20 protein-coding genes are annotated in these 17469 nt (G+C 69.0%); 11 read left to right on the forward strand and 9 right to left on the reverse strand.

Annotation, left to right across the window (positions count from 1 at the left end; genetic code table 11):
- The 6 genes from ABTZ43_RS08170 to ABTZ43_RS08195 form a co-directional block, all read left to right on the forward strand.
- The coding region (locus ABTZ43_RS08170) for an ATP-binding cassette domain-containing protein (protein ID WP_350538455.1) at window positions 1-547 on the forward strand (547 nt) is incomplete at its 5' end.
- A gap of 110 nt (window positions 548-657) precedes the next feature.
- Window positions 658-2229, forward strand: coding sequence for a hypothetical protein (locus tag ABTZ43_RS08175; RefSeq protein ID WP_350538456.1), 1572 nt, complete (start codon window positions 658-660; stop codon window positions 2227-2229).
- On the forward strand, window positions 2213-2377 hold the full coding sequence (locus ABTZ43_RS08180; RefSeq protein WP_350538457.1) for a hypothetical protein: 165 nt from the start codon (window positions 2213-2215) through the stop codon (window positions 2375-2377). Before ABTZ43_RS08175 ends, ABTZ43_RS08180 begins: the two co-directional genes overlap by 17 nt.
- Before the next feature lies 1 nt (window position 2378).
- Entirely contained in the window at window positions 2379-2909 is a 531-nt protein-coding gene (locus tag ABTZ43_RS08185; RefSeq protein ID WP_350538458.1) for a hypothetical protein, read from the forward strand.
- A 73-nt stretch (window positions 2910-2982) separates the two neighbouring features.
- Window positions 2983-3822: a DUF4097 family beta strand repeat-containing protein gene (locus ABTZ43_RS08190; protein WP_056413485.1), complete on the forward strand. Its 840-nt coding sequence runs from the start codon at window positions 2983-2985 to the stop codon at window positions 3820-3822.
- The gene (locus ABTZ43_RS08195; protein ID WP_149424028.1) at window positions 3819-4445 is read left to right on the forward strand and encodes a PadR family transcriptional regulator; all 627 of its coding nucleotides are present in this window, start codon (window positions 3819-3821) and stop codon (window positions 4443-4445) included. The genes ABTZ43_RS08190 and ABTZ43_RS08195 overlap by 4 nt, the downstream gene beginning before the upstream one ends.
- 326 nt (window positions 4446-4771) lie before the next feature.
- Here ABTZ43_RS08195 and ABTZ43_RS08200 read toward each other — a convergent pair whose 3' ends face one another.
- On the reverse strand, window positions 4772-5314 hold the full coding sequence (locus ABTZ43_RS08200) for a universal stress protein (RefSeq protein ID WP_056418976.1): 543 nt from the start codon (window positions 5312-5314) through the stop codon (window positions 4772-4774).
- Window positions 5315-5463: 149 nt separating this feature from the next.
- On the opposite strand from ABTZ43_RS08200, the gene ABTZ43_RS08205 reads away from it, so the two are divergent.
- Window positions 5464-5652 (forward strand): DUF3073 domain-containing protein, encoded by a 189-nt coding sequence (locus tag ABTZ43_RS08205; RefSeq protein WP_045254362.1) that lies wholly within the window; start codon window positions 5464-5466, stop codon window positions 5650-5652.
- Between the two features lie 100 nt (window positions 5653-5752).
- A complete protein-coding gene (locus ABTZ43_RS08210; RefSeq protein WP_350538460.1) occupies window positions 5753-6592 on the forward strand; it encodes an MOSC domain-containing protein in 840 nt (279 codons plus the stop codon).
- A gap of 24 nt (window positions 6593-6616) precedes the next feature.
- Here ABTZ43_RS08210 and ABTZ43_RS08215 read toward each other — a convergent pair whose 3' ends face one another.
- The 3 genes from ABTZ43_RS08215 to purM are packed head-to-tail and all read right to left on the reverse strand — an operon-like array spanning window position 6617 to window position 10539.
- Entirely contained in the window at window positions 6617-7951 is a 1335-nt protein-coding gene (locus ABTZ43_RS08215; RefSeq protein ID WP_350538461.1) for an MFS transporter, read from the reverse strand.
- Window positions 7924-9396, reverse strand: a complete 1473-nt coding sequence (gene purF / locus ABTZ43_RS08220) for an amidophosphoribosyltransferase (RefSeq protein WP_056413495.1) — start codon at window positions 9394-9396, stop codon at window positions 7924-7926. The genes ABTZ43_RS08215 and purF overlap by 28 nt, the downstream gene beginning before the upstream one ends.
- A gap of 6 nt (window positions 9397-9402) precedes the next feature.
- Window positions 9403-10539, reverse strand: coding sequence for a phosphoribosylformylglycinamidine cyclo-ligase (purM, locus tag ABTZ43_RS08225; protein WP_350538462.1), 1137 nt, complete (start codon window positions 10537-10539; stop codon window positions 9403-9405).
- 161 nt (window positions 10540-10700) lie between these two features.
- On the opposite strand from purM, the gene ABTZ43_RS08230 reads away from it, so the two are divergent.
- Entirely contained in the window at window positions 10701-11333 is a 633-nt protein-coding gene (locus tag ABTZ43_RS08230; RefSeq protein WP_056413500.1) for a hypothetical protein, read from the forward strand.
- 15 nt (window positions 11334-11348) lie between these two features.
- Here the strand turns inward: ABTZ43_RS08230 and ABTZ43_RS08235 are convergent, their stop codons facing one another.
- Together ABTZ43_RS08235 and ABTZ43_RS08240 are read right to left on the reverse strand one after the other, a co-directional pair.
- Window positions 11349-11663, reverse strand: coding sequence for a hypothetical protein (locus tag ABTZ43_RS08235; RefSeq protein WP_056413504.1), 315 nt, complete (start codon window positions 11661-11663; stop codon window positions 11349-11351).
- Between the two features lie 211 nt (window positions 11664-11874).
- On the reverse strand, window positions 11875-12246 hold the full coding sequence (locus ABTZ43_RS08240; RefSeq protein ID WP_253385350.1) for a sterol carrier family protein: 372 nt from the start codon (window positions 12244-12246) through the stop codon (window positions 11875-11877).
- A 100-nt stretch (window positions 12247-12346) separates the two neighbouring features.
- Between ABTZ43_RS08240 and ABTZ43_RS08245 the strand changes: the two genes are divergently transcribed.
- Together ABTZ43_RS08245 and purD are read left to right on the forward strand one after the other, a co-directional pair.
- The gene (locus ABTZ43_RS08245; RefSeq protein WP_350538464.1) at window positions 12347-13027 is read left to right on the forward strand and encodes an NUDIX hydrolase; all 681 of its coding nucleotides are present in this window, start codon (window positions 12347-12349) and stop codon (window positions 13025-13027) included.
- Window positions 13028-13179: 152 nt separating this feature from the next.
- Window positions 13180-14457 (forward strand): phosphoribosylamine--glycine ligase, encoded by a 1278-nt coding sequence (gene purD, locus ABTZ43_RS08250; protein WP_056413511.1) that lies wholly within the window; start codon window positions 13180-13182, stop codon window positions 14455-14457.
- Between the two features lie 83 nt (window positions 14458-14540).
- On the opposite strand, the gene ABTZ43_RS08255 is transcribed toward purD, so the two are convergent.
- The 3 genes from ABTZ43_RS08255 to ABTZ43_RS08265 form a co-directional block, all read right to left on the reverse strand.
- Window positions 14541-15269, reverse strand: a complete 729-nt coding sequence (locus ABTZ43_RS08255; RefSeq protein ID WP_350538465.1) for an amino acid ABC transporter ATP-binding protein — start codon at window positions 15267-15269, stop codon at window positions 14541-14543.
- Window positions 15266-16744 carry an amino acid ABC transporter substrate-binding protein/permease gene (locus ABTZ43_RS08260; protein WP_253385347.1) on the reverse strand — a complete coding sequence of 493 codons (1479 nt, stop codon included), beginning with the start codon at window positions 16742-16744 and terminating at the stop codon, window positions 15266-15268. Before ABTZ43_RS08260 ends, ABTZ43_RS08255 begins: the two co-directional genes overlap by 4 nt.
- Before the next feature lie 120 nt (window positions 16745-16864).
- Window positions 16865-17407, reverse strand: a complete 543-nt coding sequence (locus ABTZ43_RS08265) for a GNAT family N-acetyltransferase (RefSeq protein WP_350538466.1) — start codon at window positions 17405-17407, stop codon at window positions 16865-16867.
- Between the last annotated feature and the right edge of the window lie 62 nt (window positions 17408-17469).

A 17469-nucleotide genomic window follows, 5' to 3' on the forward strand; every position in this document is an offset into this window, starting at 1 on the left:
CATCTCGTTCTCGCTCGCGCCGGGCGAGAGAGTCGGTCTGGTCGGGCCGAACGGCTCGGGCAAGTCGACGCTCATCCGCCTCGTGGCAGACCTGTTGCAGGTGCGACGGGGCAGCGTCACCATCGACGGCCGCCCGAACCACACCCGTGCGTCGCGCGAACAGCTCTGCTACATCGCGAGCAACGACACCCTGCCGCAGTTCCTGACCGGCCGCGAGTACATCGAGCTGATGCATCGTCTCTACCGGACGACTCCCGACGCCGCCGCCGTCGACGACCTGCTCGACCGCTATCAGATGGGTGCGCGGCAGTTCGACCTCATCGAGGACTACTCGCACGGAATGCGCAAGAAGATCCAGCTCGTCTCGGCGCTCTCGCTGGGCAGACCGCTCACGATCATCGACGAGACGCTCAACGGCGTCGACGTCGACGCGCTGTTCGAGTTCGAGATCGATGCCGCCCGCATCGCAGACGACCGGGGACTGCTGCTGTGCAGCCACGACTTCCGCCTCCTCGAGAACGTCTGCGACCGCGTGATCGTGCTGTGACGGGGCGAGATCGTGTTCGACCTCCCCACCGCACGCGTACTCGACGACGTCGGATCGGTCGACGCGCTGGTCAGGCGGGCGATCGCGATCGCCCGCACGCAGGAATCGCCATGAGGCCGTCGCTGCAGCTGGCCGGCTTCCTCTGGACATTCCTCGTCCGACGCATCCTCCGCCGCGGCATGCTCCGCATCACGGCCGTCCGCTGGGTGCTCGTCGCCGCAGTCGCGGCGGCGTTCCTGGGCTTCTGCGCGTTCGGGGTGCTCGCCCTGCGACAGCTGATCGTCGAGCCCGAGCAGCTCCCTCCCCTGCTGCGTGTCGTGGGCGTCTCGATACCGCTCTGGGTGCTCACGGCGTTCACCGTGGTGCGGGTGCTGTTCCTGAAGGCCGGCGATCTGATCGAGCTCACCTTCTCCTTCCCGCTGACCAATCGGGCGCGCGGCCTCGGCGTGCTGCTCTTCGAGACGCTGCTCGTCGCGATCGCCGTCACGTTCGCGCTCGGCGCCGTCGTCTCCGGCGCGCTGTCGATCGGCGGCGTCGGCATCCTCGACGACATCCTGACCTGCGTGATCCTGCCGGCGGTCGTCGCCTACCTGCTGACGAGCGTCGCCTACCTGGCGCTCGAGCGACTGCTCCTGCGCATCCGTCTCGCCCGGCTCCGCGCCTTCCTCGTGCCGGTGGCACTCGCGGCCGCCATGGCCGTCGTCTATCTCGGAGTGTCGGCACAGTCCGAGCCGGTGCTCTTCGCGGCGGTGGGTCAGGGCGACGACTACTTCGCCCCCTCGCTCGTGTTCGCCGACATCTCCGCGGCACACGGACTGATCGCCGCGCTCTCGGTGTGGGCCCCCTGCGTCGCGCTGCTCATGCTCGCGGTCATCGCGATGGCGCCTCGGCAGTTCGAGCCGACGCGGCGCTTCGCCGTCGTCCCCCGCCTGTTCGGGTCGACGGAGTTCGGCGTCTACTTCTCGGCCCACATCCGGGCGATCGAGACCATCACCGTGATCGGCCTGGCCCTGGCAGGGTCGTACGCCCTCTTCCTCGCGAACGTCCGCCTCCCGCCCCTCCTGCTCATCGCCGTCTCGGTGCAGTCCGTCTACTCCTTCGTCTCGACCGAGTCGCTGCGTGCCACCGGGCCACGGCGGCACGGCCCGTCGATGCGCTATCTCCTGATCCTCGGCCCGCAGCTGGCGACGCTCGCGCTGATCGCAGTCCCGATGAGCGCTCTCTCGGCCCTCACCGGAGCGCCCGCCGACGCCATCCTCACCGTCATCGGCTTCGCGGCGTCCAACATCGTCGTCCTGACCCTCGCCGGGATCGCCTTCCCTCCCGAGAAGGGCAACCCGTTCTCCGTGATCGCCGGCGTCGCCATCGCGGGGCTGGTGGTGGGGACGATCATGCTCGGCACGAACCTCCTCGGGCTCCCGGCTCCGTTCACCGTCGGGGTGATGGTCTTCCTCACCCTCCTCTCCGCCGCACTCTCCATCGCAGGGATGGACAGAACAGAAAGGACCGCTCGTCATGAAGTGGTTGTTGAGGACCGCCGTGAGCGCGGTCGGAGCGCTCGTCGTCACCGCGGGGGCGGCGATCGCCACCGCGATCTGGTTGATGTTCGCGGAAGGATCGACGGAGGGCCGACGGCTCGGCTTCTTCGGGGCGGTCTTCGTCGAGGTGCATCCGAGCGCTGACGGGCCCACCCAGTTGGGAGCAGGGCTGAACGACCCGCTGCCGATCATCCTCAGCATCCTCGTGGTGACGGTGTTCATCCTCGCCGTGTTCGCCGTGCACGATGCGCTCGTCGAGCGGCGCAGATACCTCCTCGCCGGGGGTCGGTGAGATGTGGTCGGCCCGTGCCGAGCGAGTCGGCGCGGGCCTCGTCTGCCGCTGGCTTCTCCTCGCGGCATGGCCTCTTCACCTCGCCTTCGGCGCGCTGGTCGCGGCGACCACCGCCCTTGCCGCCGTCACCGAGCAGACGGGGATAGCGGATGCAGTGGCCGCACTCGCTGTGCAGTACGTCCTCGGACTCTGCTGCTCCTTCGGCCTGCACGAGCTCGGGCACCTGTTCGTGCTCTCGCGCGCGGAAGGGGTCACGGCGATCACCCTCGAGCGCACACTCTGGCGACTGTCGGTCAGTGCGCACGGCCGGATCAGCGGGCGCGATGCGGTTCTCGCGGCTCTCGCCGGGCCCGGCATCTGCGTCGCCGTGGGCGCAGCGCTCCTGCTGCTGGCCCCGCAGTCGCACCTGCACCTCTGGTACCTGGCGCACGCCGTCTTCCTCGTCCCGGTCTTCGGCGACGGGAGAACCGTGCTCTCCGTCACCCTCTCTCGGCGTGCGGCACGCGGGGTCGCACAGCGAAAGAGGGGTTGACAGAGTCGAGATATATCGTGTTACTCTGACCAAACACGATATATCGTGATCGCTCAACACAGGAGAAGCAGACATGACCGAGAAGTGGCTCGTCGCCCCCGGCGAAGAACGCGTGATCGACATCGAGAACGTCACCCGACTGAAGATCGGCCTGGTCGGCGGTCAGGTCGATGTCATCGCGCACGACGAACCCGGCATCCGCATCGAGGTGCACGGTGTCACCACCAAGGACCTGCGCATCGAGGCGAACGACGGCGAGGTCGAGATCGACCACCCGCAGCTCGGCTGGGACAACTTCCTCGAGGTGTTCCGCAACTTCGGCTCCGGAGGACCCAAGGCCGAGGTCAGCGTCGCGGTCCCCCGCTCGATCGCCCTGAACCTGGGCGTCGTGAGCGCCGGCGCGCTGGTGTCGGGCATCCGCAACGACGCACGGTTGAACACCGTCTCGGGCGACCTCATCGTCGACACCCTGATCGGCGACCTCACGGTCAACTCGGTGTCCGGCGACGTGCAGGTGCGCGGGCTGACCGGATCGATCAGCGCGAACAGCGTCTCGGGCGACGTCGCCGTCACCGGCACCGTCCGTCGTGCGACCGTCGACATCGTATCCGGCTCGACGCTGGTCGACGCCGCGGGAGACGTCAACACCATCACCGTGAACTCGGTGTCCGGCGGCACGACGGTGCGCCTCGACGAGTCGCTCGCCGCGAACTACGTCATCCGCTCGCTGAGCGGGCGCCTCCTCATCGACGGCGTGGAGCGCAACACGTCGGGCCCCAGCAACTACACCGGATCGACCGGCGAGCTCGCCGGGCGCTTCGTCGACCTGCGCGCCAACTCGGTCTCCGGCGGTGTGACGGTGCTCCGCCGCTCGCCGGCATCCATCACCGACGATGCGGAGTGGGAAGCATGAGTCCTGCGGTCTTCTCGCACGGCGACCTGAGGCTCTACCTCCTCTCGCTGCTCGCCGAGGCACCCCAGCACGGGTACGGGATCATCCAGGCCCTGACGGACCGCACCGGTGGCACGTACACGCCCAGCGCCGGCACGATCTACCCCCGGCTGGCGAAGCTCGAGGAGGAGGGTCTCGTGAGCAAGACCGTCGACGGTCGCACGACGATCTACGCGATCACGGACGCCGGACGCGCCGAGCTCGCCTCACGAGAAGGCGACCTCGCCGGCATCGAAGCGGGGCTCACCGATTCGGTGCGGCTGATCGCCAACGAGGTGCGCCAGAGCGTCAAGGAGGCCATGAAGAGTCTCCGTGCCGACCTCGCCACCGCGGCGAAGGACGATCGCGCCGCATCGCCGTCCCGCCCCCGCAGTGCGGGCGACGACGAGCGCTCCCTCACCCGCGAGGAGATGCACCGAGCGGATGCCGTCATCAACGCCTTCCGCGCCCGGGTGCGCACCGACCTGCGCACCCACATCGCGAAGGGCGGCACGTTGCCGGCATCCGTGGTGACGCAGCTCGAGGACGGCTTGGATGCCGCCGCCCGCGGCATCACCACCGCACTCGCATCGCTGGGGCGCTGACGTACTGCGCGTTTCGTCTCGCTCCGCTCGCTCAACGACCGGGCCCCACCCCGGGCCCACCCCGCCCGTTGAGCGAGCGGCCAGGACCCACCCCGCTCGTTGAGCGAGGAGCCGGACCCCACCCCGCCCGTTGAGCGAGGAGCGCAGCGACGAGACGAAACGCGCGTCGCCCTCCGTGCAGCCCCACTCCGCAGGCTAAACGAGCGGCCAGGACCCACTCCGCTCGTTGAGCGAGCGGCCAGGACCCACCCCGCCCGTTGAGCGAGGAGCCTGGATCCACCCCGCTCGTTGAGCGAGGAGCGCAGCGACGAGACGAAACGCGCGTCCTACTCCGTCCAGATCTCCGGCTGCGTGTCGGGCACGGGTTCCTCGAGCGGGACCACCAGCACGGACCGATGCTGACGATGCGCGAGTCGCGCCGCCACCGAACCCGTGAAGAACTCCCTGATCGACTCGCCGATGCCCCGCTTGCGCGTGCCGACGACGATCAGCTGCGCGTCGAGGCGGTGGGCGAGCTGTTTGATGGCGAGGGCGGGATCCCCGACGAGCTGTCTCGCGGTCCAGGTGAGCCCCGATCCGTCGAGCACGGCGGCAGCCTGAGCCTGCACCGCCTCGAACTCGGCCGTCCCCGCGTCGAAGTTGACGTCGATGGGGGCCGAATGCACGTATCCGTCGGGATCCTCGTAGGTGACGAAGCGCGTGACGTCGACATGGGTCACGACGAGCGGCACGCGCAACAGTCGGGCGTAGCGCGCGGCCTCCTCGATGACTCTGGGCGCCTGGCCCGGTTGCATCCCGACGATGACTGCTTTCTGCAGTGTCGCGTTCTGCGCCGCCTCATCGGCGTGCTCGGCGTTGCTCTCGGTCATGAGGATCGCTCCCTTCACCAGGCTGCCGACGGGCCAGGGAGGTCCGCCCGCGTGCTATTCTGAATGCTACTCTTACCGGCCTTCAGCCGGTGTCGTGAATGACTCGGGCTTTCGTTGCCCGCAGCTTAACTCGTGAGGGGGTCTCGCGCATGGGCCGTGGCCGTCAAAAGGCGAAACACACCAAGATCGCTCGCGAACTGAAGTCATTCAGTCCGTCGGTGAACTACTCGGCGCTCGAACGTGAGCTCGCGCACCCGAGTGACTCGGAAGACGCGTACGTCGACAAGTGGGCCGACGAGTACGCAGACGAAGACGAGGATGAACTAGAGAAGGCCTGATCGCCTCTCCGTTCGACTTCTCCCCCGCACGACCTGCGGGGGTTTCGTCGTACCCGGCGCCCGGTTCCCCGTGTCGTCGCCCCTCCGAGAGGATGCCCTGATGCCCCGCGTGGTCGCCCTGTACCGCCATCCCCTCAAGGGCTTCACCGCCGAGTCCGTCGAGGAGCTGCACGTGCAGTCCGACGGCAGGGTCGCCGGCGACCGTGTCCTCGCCTTCCGGTTCGCGGACGCAGCGACACCGGAACGGCGCGACGACGGTCTGGACCACTGGCCGAAGGCGCGGGGTCTCTCACTGCAGGACTTCCCCACGGTGGCCGCGCTCCGCACCCGATACGACGATGCCTCCGGTCGGGTGCGGATCGAATACGGCGGCGACCTGCTGGTCGAGGCCGGCCTCGACGCCGACGGTCGCACCGCGCTGGCCGAGGCCGTCACCGAGTTCGTCCTCGCCACCCCCGAGGGCCGCAAGCTCTCGCGCCCGGGTCGTCTGCCGCTGGTGCTCGTCGGCGACGGTGAGACGGCGCGTTTCCAAGACCGCGCTCGCGGCTTCATCTCGGTGCATGGACGAGCGAGCACTCTCGCACTGGGCGGCGCACTCGGGATCGACGTCGACGATCGCCGCTTCCGATCGAACATCGTGATCGACGGCGTCGACGCCTGGGAGGAGCTCGACTGGTCGGGCGAGGTGCGCATCGGCGAGGTGACGCTGCAGACGGAGGGACCCATCGTGCGGTGTCTCGCGACACATGCGAACCCCGACACCGGCATCCGCGACGCCAAGGTGCTCACCACCCTCACCGGCGCCCTCGCTCAGGAGGACCCGACGCTGGGACGCCTGCTGCTGCCCGCGACGACAGAGGGCTCGGTCTCGTCCGGCACGATCAGGCTCGGCGACGAGGTGCGGCTGCCCACCGCGCAGGGAACTCCCGCGCCGGCTTGACCTGGCGGCACCGTCAGGGGCGCGTCACCACCGCCCGTATCGGCGCTCCCAGTCCTCCTCGATCGTCCGTCGCCGACCGGCGACCCAGCCCGCGGGGATGACGACGATCAGCACACCGACCAGGACCCACAGGGGGATCACCCAACTGTCGGTCACGTCGTGCAGCAGACCGATCAGCAGGGGGAACACGGCCGCGACGGCATACCCGATGCTCTGCACGAAACCGCTCAGCGCGACGGCGCTCTCGGGCGTGCGGGCACGGATGCTCAGCAGCACCAGCGCGACCGGGAACAGTGCCGGCGCGAGGCCGAACAGCACGACCCAGAGCGGGAGCCCGACGGTCGGGAAGAAGAGGAATCCGACGAGGCCGATCAGTCCCGAGGTGATCGCGAAGAAGAACACCGGTCGCGTCGCCTGGAAGCGCACGATGAGGACGGGCACGATCAGCGAGCACGGCAGCCCCATCAGGCCGAACAGCGACAGCAGCAGCCCCGCGTTCGAGGGCGAGACCCCGCCCACGTCGATCATGATGGTGGGCAGCCACGAGAACGAGACGTAGGCCACGGTCGACGACGCCCCGAAGACCAGCGCGATCGACCATGCCAGGGGCAGGCGCCACAGTCGACCGAACACCCGGGGGTTGGCGGGCGACGTGCCGATCGGGCCGGTCGCCAGCGAGGCGGCATCAGCGTCGGCATCCGCCTCTGCATCCGTCGACGCCGAACCCGACGCCGGCACGCTCGCCGCGGGGCCCGTCGTGCGGTGCGCGAGCAGCATGGTCACCCACGGCACCAGGGCGATCGCGGCGAACACGCCCCACAGCCCCAGAGACACGCGCCATCCCGCCGTGTCGGCGAGGGGAACGGCGACCAGCGGCGGGACGAACGTCGACACGGCCATGGTGGTCGAGTACACGGTCATCATCAGCCCGAGGCGATCGGGGAAGTACTTCTTCACCAGCGGCGGCAGCAGCACGTTCCCCGAGCCGACGCCCGCGAACACCACGGCGGTGGCGGCGAGGAGCGACGTCGAGTCGACGGCGAGGCTGCGCAGCAGCAGACCGGCCGCGATCAGTGCGATCGCGACGACCGCGACGCGTTCGAGACCGAAACGCCGCTCGAACAGCGGAGTGAGCAGGCCGAACACGGCGAAGCACACCGGCGGAGCGGCCCCGATGAGGCCGACGACGACCGACGAGACAGGGAAGTCCTCGGCGACATGGTCGATCACCGGCGACAGCGAGGCGACGGCCGATCGCAGCGAGAACGCGACCAGGACGATGCCGATCAGGGCGAGCGCGCGTCCACGCCACAGCGGCTGCGCACCCGAGGTCACGAGGTCTGCGACCCCTCCACCCACGCGAGGTACTCGTCGGAGACGGTGCCGGTCACATACCGGCCGTCGAAGCAGCTCATGTCGAGATCGTCGAGCACCGACCCCTCGGTGATCGCGGCCTTGAGGTCCTCGACCTCCTGGTACACCAGGTGGTCGCAGCCCAGTTCGGCGGCGATCTCGGGGATGGTGCGGCCGTGCGCGATGAGCTCGTGACGCGAGGGCATGTTGATGCCGTAGACGTGCGGATACCGCACGGGGGGCGCCGCCGAGGCGAACGTCACCGACGTGGCGCCGGCATCCCTGGCCATCTGGATGATCTCCCTCGAGGTCGTGCCGCGCACGATCGAGTCGTCGATCAGCAGCACGTTCTTGCCCTGGAACTCCGTCGACATGGCGTTGAGCTTCTGCCGCACGCTTTTCTTGCGCACCGCCTGCCCCGGCATGATGAAGGTGCGACCCACGTAGCGGTTCTTGTAGAAGCCCTCGCGATACTCGATGCCCAGCTTGCGCGCGACCTCCATGGCCGCGGGACGCGAGGAATCGGGGATCGGCATGACCACGTCGATCTTGTCCATGGGGACGTGCTTCGCGATGGTGTCGGCGAGCTTGTCGCCCATGCGCAGACGCGACTCGTAGACCGAGACGCCGTTCATGACCGAGTCGGGACGCGCGAGGTACACGTACTCGAACGCGCACGGTGCGAGCGTGGCATCCTTCGCGCACTGGCGGCTGTGCAGCTCGCCCTCGTTCGTGATGAAGATCGCCTCGCCGGGCTCGATCTCGCGCACGACCTCGTAGTCGGCGTTCTCGAGCACGAGCGACTCGCTGGCCACGACCCACTCGTCGCGCCCCTCCGCTCCGACGACCGTCGACGGACGACGGCCGAGGATCAGCGGACGGATGCCGAAGGGATCGCGGAACGCCAGCAGACCGTACCCGGCGATCACCGCGATCACCGCGTAGGCGCCCTCGATGCGCTCGTGCGTGCGCTCGACCGCCTCGAAGATCCGCTCGGAGTCGAGGTCGACCGTCGACGTGGTGTTCTGCAGCTCGCCGGCGAGCACGTTGAGCAGCAGCTCGGTGTCGCTGGAGGAGTTGAGGTGGCGGCGGTCACGCTGGGCCATGTCGGCGGTGAGCTCACGGGTGTTGGTGAGGTTGCCGTTGTGGATGAGGATGATGCCGTACGGCGCGTTCACGTAGAACGGCTGCATCTCCTCCTCGTTCGACGCGGTGCCCTTGGTCGCGTAGCGCACGTGTCCGAGTCCGACGTTGCCCAGCAGCGCGCGCATGTCGCGGGTGCGGAACGCCTCGCGGACCATGCCCTGCGCCTTGGCGTTGTGCATGACGCCGTTCGCCTCAGCGGTGGCGATTCCCGTCGCATCCTGGCCGCGGTGCTGCAGCAGCAGGAGTGCGTCGTAGATGTCCTGATTGACCGGGGCAGAGCCCACCATTCCGACGATGCCGCACATGGACTCTTACTTCGCTCCGTCCGCGTAGGCGCCGATCAGGCGCACCGCTCCGCCGTCGACGCCCTTGGCGCCCTGTTCGAACTCGCCGGACGGGCGGGCTCCGAAGCCCACCGTGCCGACCTGCCATGCGGGCATGCCCTCGGCCGCGAGGGCGGCGATCGCCGCATCCTTCGCATCCGCCGAGATGATCGCGAGGAAGCCGATGCCGAGATTCCAGGTGCCCTCGGCCGACTCCAGCGTCGAACCCGCGATGTCGCTGAGCACCCGGAAGATCGGGCTCGGCGACCACGTGCTGCGGTCGACCTCGGCCCAGCTGCCCTGAGGGAGCACACGGGCGAGGTTCGCCGCGATGCCGCCACCGGTGACGTGGCTGAGCGCATGCACGCCACCAGTTCCTGAGCCTGTCGAAGGGCCGAGCTTCTCGATGAGACGCAGCAGGGGAAGCGTGTAGAGACGGGTCGGCTCGAGCAGGGCCTCGCCCCACGTCATGCCGAAGTCGGCGGCGTTGTCGCCGTAGCCGATGCCCGCGTTCGTCACGATGTGACGCACGAGCGAGTAGCCGTTGGAGTGCAGACCGCTCGACGCGACCCCGAGGACCACGTCTCCGTCCTGCACGCGATCGGCGCCGAGGATGCCGTCGGCCTCGACGACACCGGTCGCCGCACCCGCGACGTCGTAGTCGCGGGGTCCGAGGAGCCCGGGGTGCTCGGCGGTCTCGCCGCCGACGAGCGCGGTGCCCGTGGCGGTGCACGCCTCGGCGATACCGCGCACGATGTCGGCGATGCGCTGCGGGAAGACCTTGCCGCAGGCGATGTAGTCGGTCATGAAGAGCGGCTTCGCTCCCACCACGACGATGTCGTCGACGACCATGCCGACCAGGTCCTGGCCGATCGTGTCGTGCTTGTCGATGGCCTGCGCGATGGCGACCTTGGTGCCGACGCCGTCGGTACTGGTGGCGAGCAGCGGTCGGCGGAAGTCGCGCAGCGCGCTGGCGTCGAACAGGCCGGCGAATCCGCCCACACCGCCCAGCACTTCAGGACCGTGCGTCGCGCGCACGGACGACTTCATCAGCTCGACGGCGAGATCACCTGCAGCGGTGTCGACGCCGGCTTCGGAATAGGGATTGGTGGGGGAGGCAGCCACCCCTCCAGCCTAGCGCCCGGGAGGCGACGGGTCTCACCAGGAGCCATCGTCCGGATGTGATCCTGCGCCTCTCCATCATTCCCCGTCACTCGACCGCGGATGCTGGACGCTTCCTCGGTCGACACTGCCGTGATGACGTAAGCGTCTCCTACGATGGGGCCATGGCCGACAAGCCGCAATGGTTGATCCGCGAGGACGCGAGCGTTCCCGTCCTCGTCGCGCTCGCGCTGCGGCAGTCGCTCGGCATCCGGGTTCCCGAAGACCTCCCGAGCCTGCGCGACCTGCCGGTGCGCGCGCCGGATGCCGCCGAGGTCACACCGAGCCTCGAGAAGCAATGGCGCGAGTACTGGGACATGACGGTCGAGCCCAGGGCGCATCCCTCGGGGGTGCCGCTCGAGCTCGTCGAAGGGTTCGACACGCTCGTCGCCCTCCCCGCGACCGGCGCCGAGGAGCTGACCGCGGCGATCGCACCGCAGGCCGATTCCGCCCTGCACTTCGCACGCGTGGCGCACGACAGATACGTCGCCTCGATCCGCAGCTCGATGGGGAGCCGCTCGACGGGCGGCACCATCGGCGGCGACGCGTACCGCGCCTACGCGAGCGCCATCGCCGAGTTCGAGCGCGACGTCGGTCGACGGGCGCATTCGTTCGAGCTCAACGTCCAGGTGCTGCCGTTCTCGCAGCGGGGCATCTGGTGGGTCGGCGCCCTGACGGTCGCGGTGACCGACGGCCTGCGACGCGACGTGGTGTCGTTCGACGCGGCGATCCGACCGATCATCGCGGAGCTGGCCTGATCCGCGAGGCGGGTGTCAGTCGCTCTCGATGATCGTCTCGTGCTCGACGTGCACGACCCGGTCGTGCCGACGCGCCGTGCGCTCGAGGATGAGGGCCACGACGCTGCCGAGCGCGAAGCCGATCGGCACCGTCCACAGCAGCAGGAAGCCGAAGACCTGGCCCGGAGGGTAGACGACGTTGACAGCGTCGGACGGCTCGTAGCTGCCCACCATCGTGAGGATGCCGGCGGCGATGATGCCGAGCACGACGCCGATGCCCATGAACACGCCGAAGCGCGGCACACGGCGGACGGTCGCCTCGACCGTCTGGGGGGAATCGGGGGAGGACATGAGTCCATTGTCCCACCGTTGGCGACCTCGCGCGGCCGCCTGCGGAGAGGGATTCTGCTCGGGCAACGGGGTGTCCGGCTCAGGCCAGAGGTTCTGCGCGGGCAACGCGGTGCCGCTCAGGCATCGAGCGCGGCTCAGGCCACGAGTTCTGCGGAGGCAGCGCGCTGCCGCTCTCATCGCCCGACGCGAACGACCACGACTCCGGCGGACGTCAGGGGCGCAGCGGGAGCACGTCAGCGAGGTCGGCCCGTGTGCCCGAGGCACTGACGCGGCCCGAGGACGCCGCATCGACCCAGTGCTCCGCACCCGTCGCGACGGCGATCCAGGTCGCGGCATCCATCTCGACGACATTCGGGGGCGTTCCTCGTGTGTGCCGGGGCCCCTGGATCACCTGCACCGCGCCGAACGGGGGCACGCGCACCTCGACACTGTTGCCCGGGGCCTTCTCGTCGAGCAGCTGCAGCAGGTAGCGCACCGCCGTGGCCAGGGCCGTGCGCGCCGGCTTCTCGCCCACGGCATCCGCTCGTCGCACCGCGTCGAGGGCCGCGCGTCCGTCGATGATGTCGATCTTCCTCGGGGGCATGTGCCCAGGCTACGCCGCGCTGTGCGGAACGGAGGGCCCGCTCCGGATCGTCGACGCGCCGACCGCCTCACCTCGCGCACACGGGAATATGCTCGAGGCGATGAGCCAGACCTCCGATGCCCTGCCCGGCGCACGCGCCGAGCTGCTGGCCGCCGCCCGGAGTGCGGATGCCTGGGCTCGCCCCTTCCCGCCGATCGTCGGCCCCGCCCACGCGGCGTCCGTGCTGGTGCTGTTCGGCAGGCTCGACAGCATCCCGGCGCAGACCGACGAGCTGACCGTCGCCGCCGACCTCGACGTGCTGCTGCAGCGCCGCGCCGCCACCCTGTCGTCGCATCCGGGGCAGGTGTCGTTCCCGGGCGGCCGACGTGAGGAGCAGGATTCGGATGCCGTGGCCACGGCGCTCCGTGAGGCCGAGGAGGAGACGGGTCTGGATCCCTCGGGCGTCGACGTGCTCGCGACGCTGGCCGAGCTTCCGCTGGCGGCGAGCAATCATGTGGTGACACCGGTGCTGGGGTGGTGGCGCTCACCGTCACGCGTCGCGGCGGTGGATCATGCCGAGACGGTCGACGTGTTCCGGGTGCCGGTGGCTCAGCTGCTCGACCCCGCGACCCGGTTCACCTCGACGCTGCACCGGCTGGGGCGCACCTGGAAGGGCCCCGCCTTCGACGTCGACGGGACGATCGTGTGGGGGTTCACCGCGATGGTGCTCGACGCGCTGTTCGACGCGGCCGGGTGGACGCGGGAGTGGGATCGGTCGCTCGAGCGCCCGATCGACCTCTGAGTCCTCGCCTCTTTCACGTTCACGATTCAGCACCGATGTGCTCACCGGCCGCGAATGTGTCCGGTCCAGGCCCCGTGCACGGTTCTGTGCGGAGTCGTGCACGCGCTCGCATCCCGCCGAAACCCGCGCGCGGGCCTCGGTAGTCTGGATGCGTGAAGATTCTCGTCCTCGGTTCCGGTGCCCGTGAGCACGCGATCATCCTCGCTCTGCGAGCAGAGAAGGCGGAGCACGAGGTCTTCGTCGCCCCCGGCAACGCGGGCATGGCGCACGACGCGATCCCCGTCACGCTCGACGTGCTCGACGGCGCCGCGGTGACCACCTTCGCCAACGAGCAGGGCATCGACCTCGTCGTCATCGGCCCCGAGGCCCCGCTGGTCGCCGGCGTCGCCGACGTGCTTCGCGCGCACGGGATCCCGGTGTTCGGCCCCGGGAAGGCGGCGGCTCAGCTCGAGGGGTCGAAGTCGTTCGCGAAGCGGATCATGGATGCCGCGGGCGTGCCCACCGGTCGCGCGGTCCGCGCCACCACCAGCGCAGAGGTCGAGGCCGCGTTCGACGACCTCGGCGCCCCCTACGTGGTGAAGGCCGACGGTCTCGCGGCGGGCAAGGGCGTCATCGTCACATCCGATCGGGGCGACGCGCTCGCCCACGCCGAGAACTACCTGCCGTCCGGCCCCGTGCTGATCGAGGAGTTCCTCTCCGGCCCCGAGGTGTCGCTGTTCTTCCTGAGCGACGGCGACACCGTGCGCGCGCTCAGCCCCGCGCAGGACTTCAAGCGGGCGCTCGACGGCGACGAAGGCCCCAACACCGGCGGGATGGGCGCGTACTCGCCTCTCCCCTGGCTCGCCGACGACTTCGGCAGCGAGCAGGCATTCGTCGAGGAGGTCACCCGCGACGTCGCGCTGCCGGTGATCCGTCAGCTCGACAGCGAGGGCACCCCGTTCATCGGCCTGCTCTACGCGGGACTCATCCTCACGCCGGCCGGCGTGCGCGTGATCGAGTTCAACGCACGGTTCGGCGACCCCGAGACACAGATCGTGCTGCCGCGGCTGACGACCCCCCTGTCGGAGCTGCTGTTCGCCGCGGCATCCGGCACTCTCGAAGACCAGCCGGAGCCGGTCTTCAGCGACGACGTCGCCATCACCGTCGTGCTCGCGAGCGAGGGCTACCCCGACGCACCGCAGACCGGCCGCCCGATCGAGGGCCTGGCCGACGCCGCGGCCGTCGAGGGGGTGCGTCTCGTGCACGCCGCGACCGCGAGCCCGGACGCCCCCGGCGGATCCCTCATCGCGACCGGTGGCCGCGTGCTGAACGTCGTCGCCGTGGCGGCGGACTTCCCCACCGCCCGCGAGCGCGCGTACGAGGCCATCGGCCGGATCACGCTCGAGGGGTCGCACTTCCGTACCGACATCGCCGCCCGCGTCGCGGAGTAGACCGGGCCCGGGGCCGCTGCCCGGGAGCAGAAGAAGACCCTCGTCCGGGAAACCGGGCGAGGGCCTTCGTCACAGGTGAGGACTCAGAGCACCTTCGAGAGGAAGTCCTTCAGCCGCTCGTTCTTCGGAGCCCCGAACAGCTCGGCGGGCGTCGCCTCTTCGACGACGACTCCGTCGTCCATGAACACGGTGCGGCCGGAGACCTCGCGCGCGAAGCCCATCTCGTGGGTCACCAGCACCATCGTCATCCCGCCGGAGGCGAGGTCGCGGATGACCTGCAGCACCTCGCCGACCATCTCGGGGTCGAGCGCGCTGGTCGCCTCGTCGAAGAGCATGATCTCGGGGTCCATCGCGAGCGCCCGGGCGATCGCCACGCGCTGCTTCTGACCGCCGGAGAGGGATGCCGGCTTCGCATCCGCCTTCTCGGTCAGGCCGACCCTCTCGAGCAGCGCCATCCCCCGCTCGCGGGCCTTCGCCTTCGAGAACTTGCCCAGCTCGATCGGGGCGAGGGTGATGTTCTCGAGCACCGTCATGTGCGGGAAGAGGTTGAAGTGCTGGAACACCATGCCGATGCGCTGGCGCACCTCGTCGAGCTTGACGCTCTTGTCGGTGAGGTCGATACCGTCGATGACGACCTTGCCCGACGTCGGCTCCTCGAGCTTGTTGAGGCAGCGCAGCAGCGTCGACTTGCCCGAACCCGACGGCCCGATGACGGCGACGACCTCGCCATCCTCCACCGTGAGGTCGATGCCCTTGAGCACCTGGTTCTGACCGAAGGACTTGTGCAGGTTCTGCACGGCGATCTTGCTCATGCGTTGAACTTCCTCTCGAGGCGGTTCGCGAGCAGCGTCAGCAGCGTGATCACGACGAAGTAGATGATGGCGACGATGGTCAGCACCTGCGCCGACAGGTACGTCGAGGCGATGATCTGACGCGACTGGAAGGTCAGCTCGGCGAGCCCGATGACGCTGATCAACGACGTGTCCTTGAGCGTGATGATGCCCTGGTTCACGAACGACGGGATCATGATGCGGAAGGCCTGCGGGAGCACGACCTTCTGCATGGTCTTCCAGTGGCCGAGACCGAGCGAGCGCGATGCCTCGTTCTGACCGGGATCGACGGCCTGGATGCCACCGCGGATGATCTCGGTCATGTAGGCGCCGGTGTTCAGGGACAGCGTGATCGCACCCGCGACGAACGGGTCGAACGTGAGCCCGGGGAACAGCTGCGGGATCGCGAAGAACACGAAGAAGGCCTGCACGAGGATCGGTGTTCCTCGGAACACGAACACGTAGGCGGTGGCGAGCCAGCGGAACGGGAGGAACTTCGAGATGCGACCGAAGCCGAAGACGATGCCGAGGATGAACGCGGCCACGAGGGCCACGAGCGTCGCGAGGATCGTGAGCCCGAGACCGCTCATCAGCGCGGGCCAGTACTTGACCGCGACCGAGATGATGTCGGTCGGCTGCGTGGTCGTCTCGCCGGCGCTCAGGTACGTGTCGACGATCTCGTCGTACTCGCCAGACTCCTGGAGGTTCGCGAGGCCGGCGTTGAACATCTCGATCAGCTCGGGGTTCATGCCCTTGTTGACGGCGAAGCCGTATTCCCCGCCGAGTTCGGGTTCGCCGATCAGACGGAAGCCCGAGCCCTGCTGGATGCCGTACGCGAGCACGGGGAAGTCCTCGAAGTAGCCGACCGCCTGGCCGGCCTTGACGGCATCGACCATGTCGGTCGTGTCGGAGTACGGGGTGATCCGGTAGCCGAACTCATCCTGGTTGTCCTCGGCGAAGGTCTGCCCCTGGGTGCCGGTCTTGACCGCCACGGCCTTGCCGTCGAGGTCGTCGAGCGACTGGATGTCGCTGGCTTCGAGCACGCCGAGCTGGACGCCGCTGGTGAAGTAGGGGTCACTGAAATCGAACGTCTGCTGGCGGTCTTCGGTGATCGACATGCCCGCCATGACGCCGTCGACCTGATTCGACTGCAGGGCCTGCAGAGCGGCGTCGAATCCGAGCTGGCGGATCTCGACCTCGAAGCCCTGATCCTCGGCGATCGCTCGGAGCAGATCCATGTCGATGCCGACGAGGTCGCCGTTCTCGTCGGTGAACTCGAACGGCGCGAACGTCGTGTCGGTGCCGATGACGTAGGTCTCACCGGTGGTGTCGGCGGATGCCGCGGTCGCACCGCCGAGCAGCGCACCGGCGGCGATGAACGCCGTGAGCGCCATCGCTCCGACGGTTCGTCCGAGCGTGCGCAGACGCGCGGACGCAGGAGAGGGATGTGGGATCACGACGGATGCTCCTCGGATCGGGTGGGCGGCAGGACACTGCCACCGGGATGGTCGTCGACGATCAACCCTAACCGGGGACGGCGTGTCGCCGCGTCCGCAAGCGCTCGGGACGGCCTCCGGCTAGAGCGAGATCCAGTACCGGCGCACCGGGGTGTCGCCGTGTTCGAGCACGACGCGGACGTCCTGCAGCATCCCGCCCGCACTCTCGATGGTGCGGAAGGATCCGATGTTGTCGTCATCGCAGGTCACCATGACCCGTTCGAGTCCGATCTCGCGCGCCCGATCGAGGCCGAGGCGCAACGCGGCCGAGGCGTAGCCCTGACGTCGCCGGGACTCCCGCACGGAATAGCCGATGTGACCGCCCACCTCCCGCAGGTGGTCGTTGAGCTCGTGACGGAACGACAGGAAGCCGACGACCTCGCCGTCATCGACGATCCAGTACAGGTCGTTGTGCACGATGTCGTCGGGCAACGGCGCTGTGGTGTCGGCCCAGAGAGTCGACTTCTCGATCAGGGCGTCCAGCGTCGCCCGGTCCGGCGTGACCGGTGCCCGCAGACCCGATCCGTCGACATGACCGTCACCGAATTCGGAGACAGCGGCAGCCCAGGAGTCGAACAGGGCTGCGGAGGGTCTCAGGAGCTCGATCGTCATGCCCGATGACATCACAGCGAGCATGATCGTCGCAAACCGGTCAGCCTCGGCGCAGGAGCCCCGCGGTCAAGAGG

The organism is Microbacterium sp. NPDC097977 (assembly GCF_040302605.1).
Classification (GTDB): Bacteria; Actinomycetota; Actinomycetes; order Actinomycetales; family Microbacteriaceae; genus Microbacterium.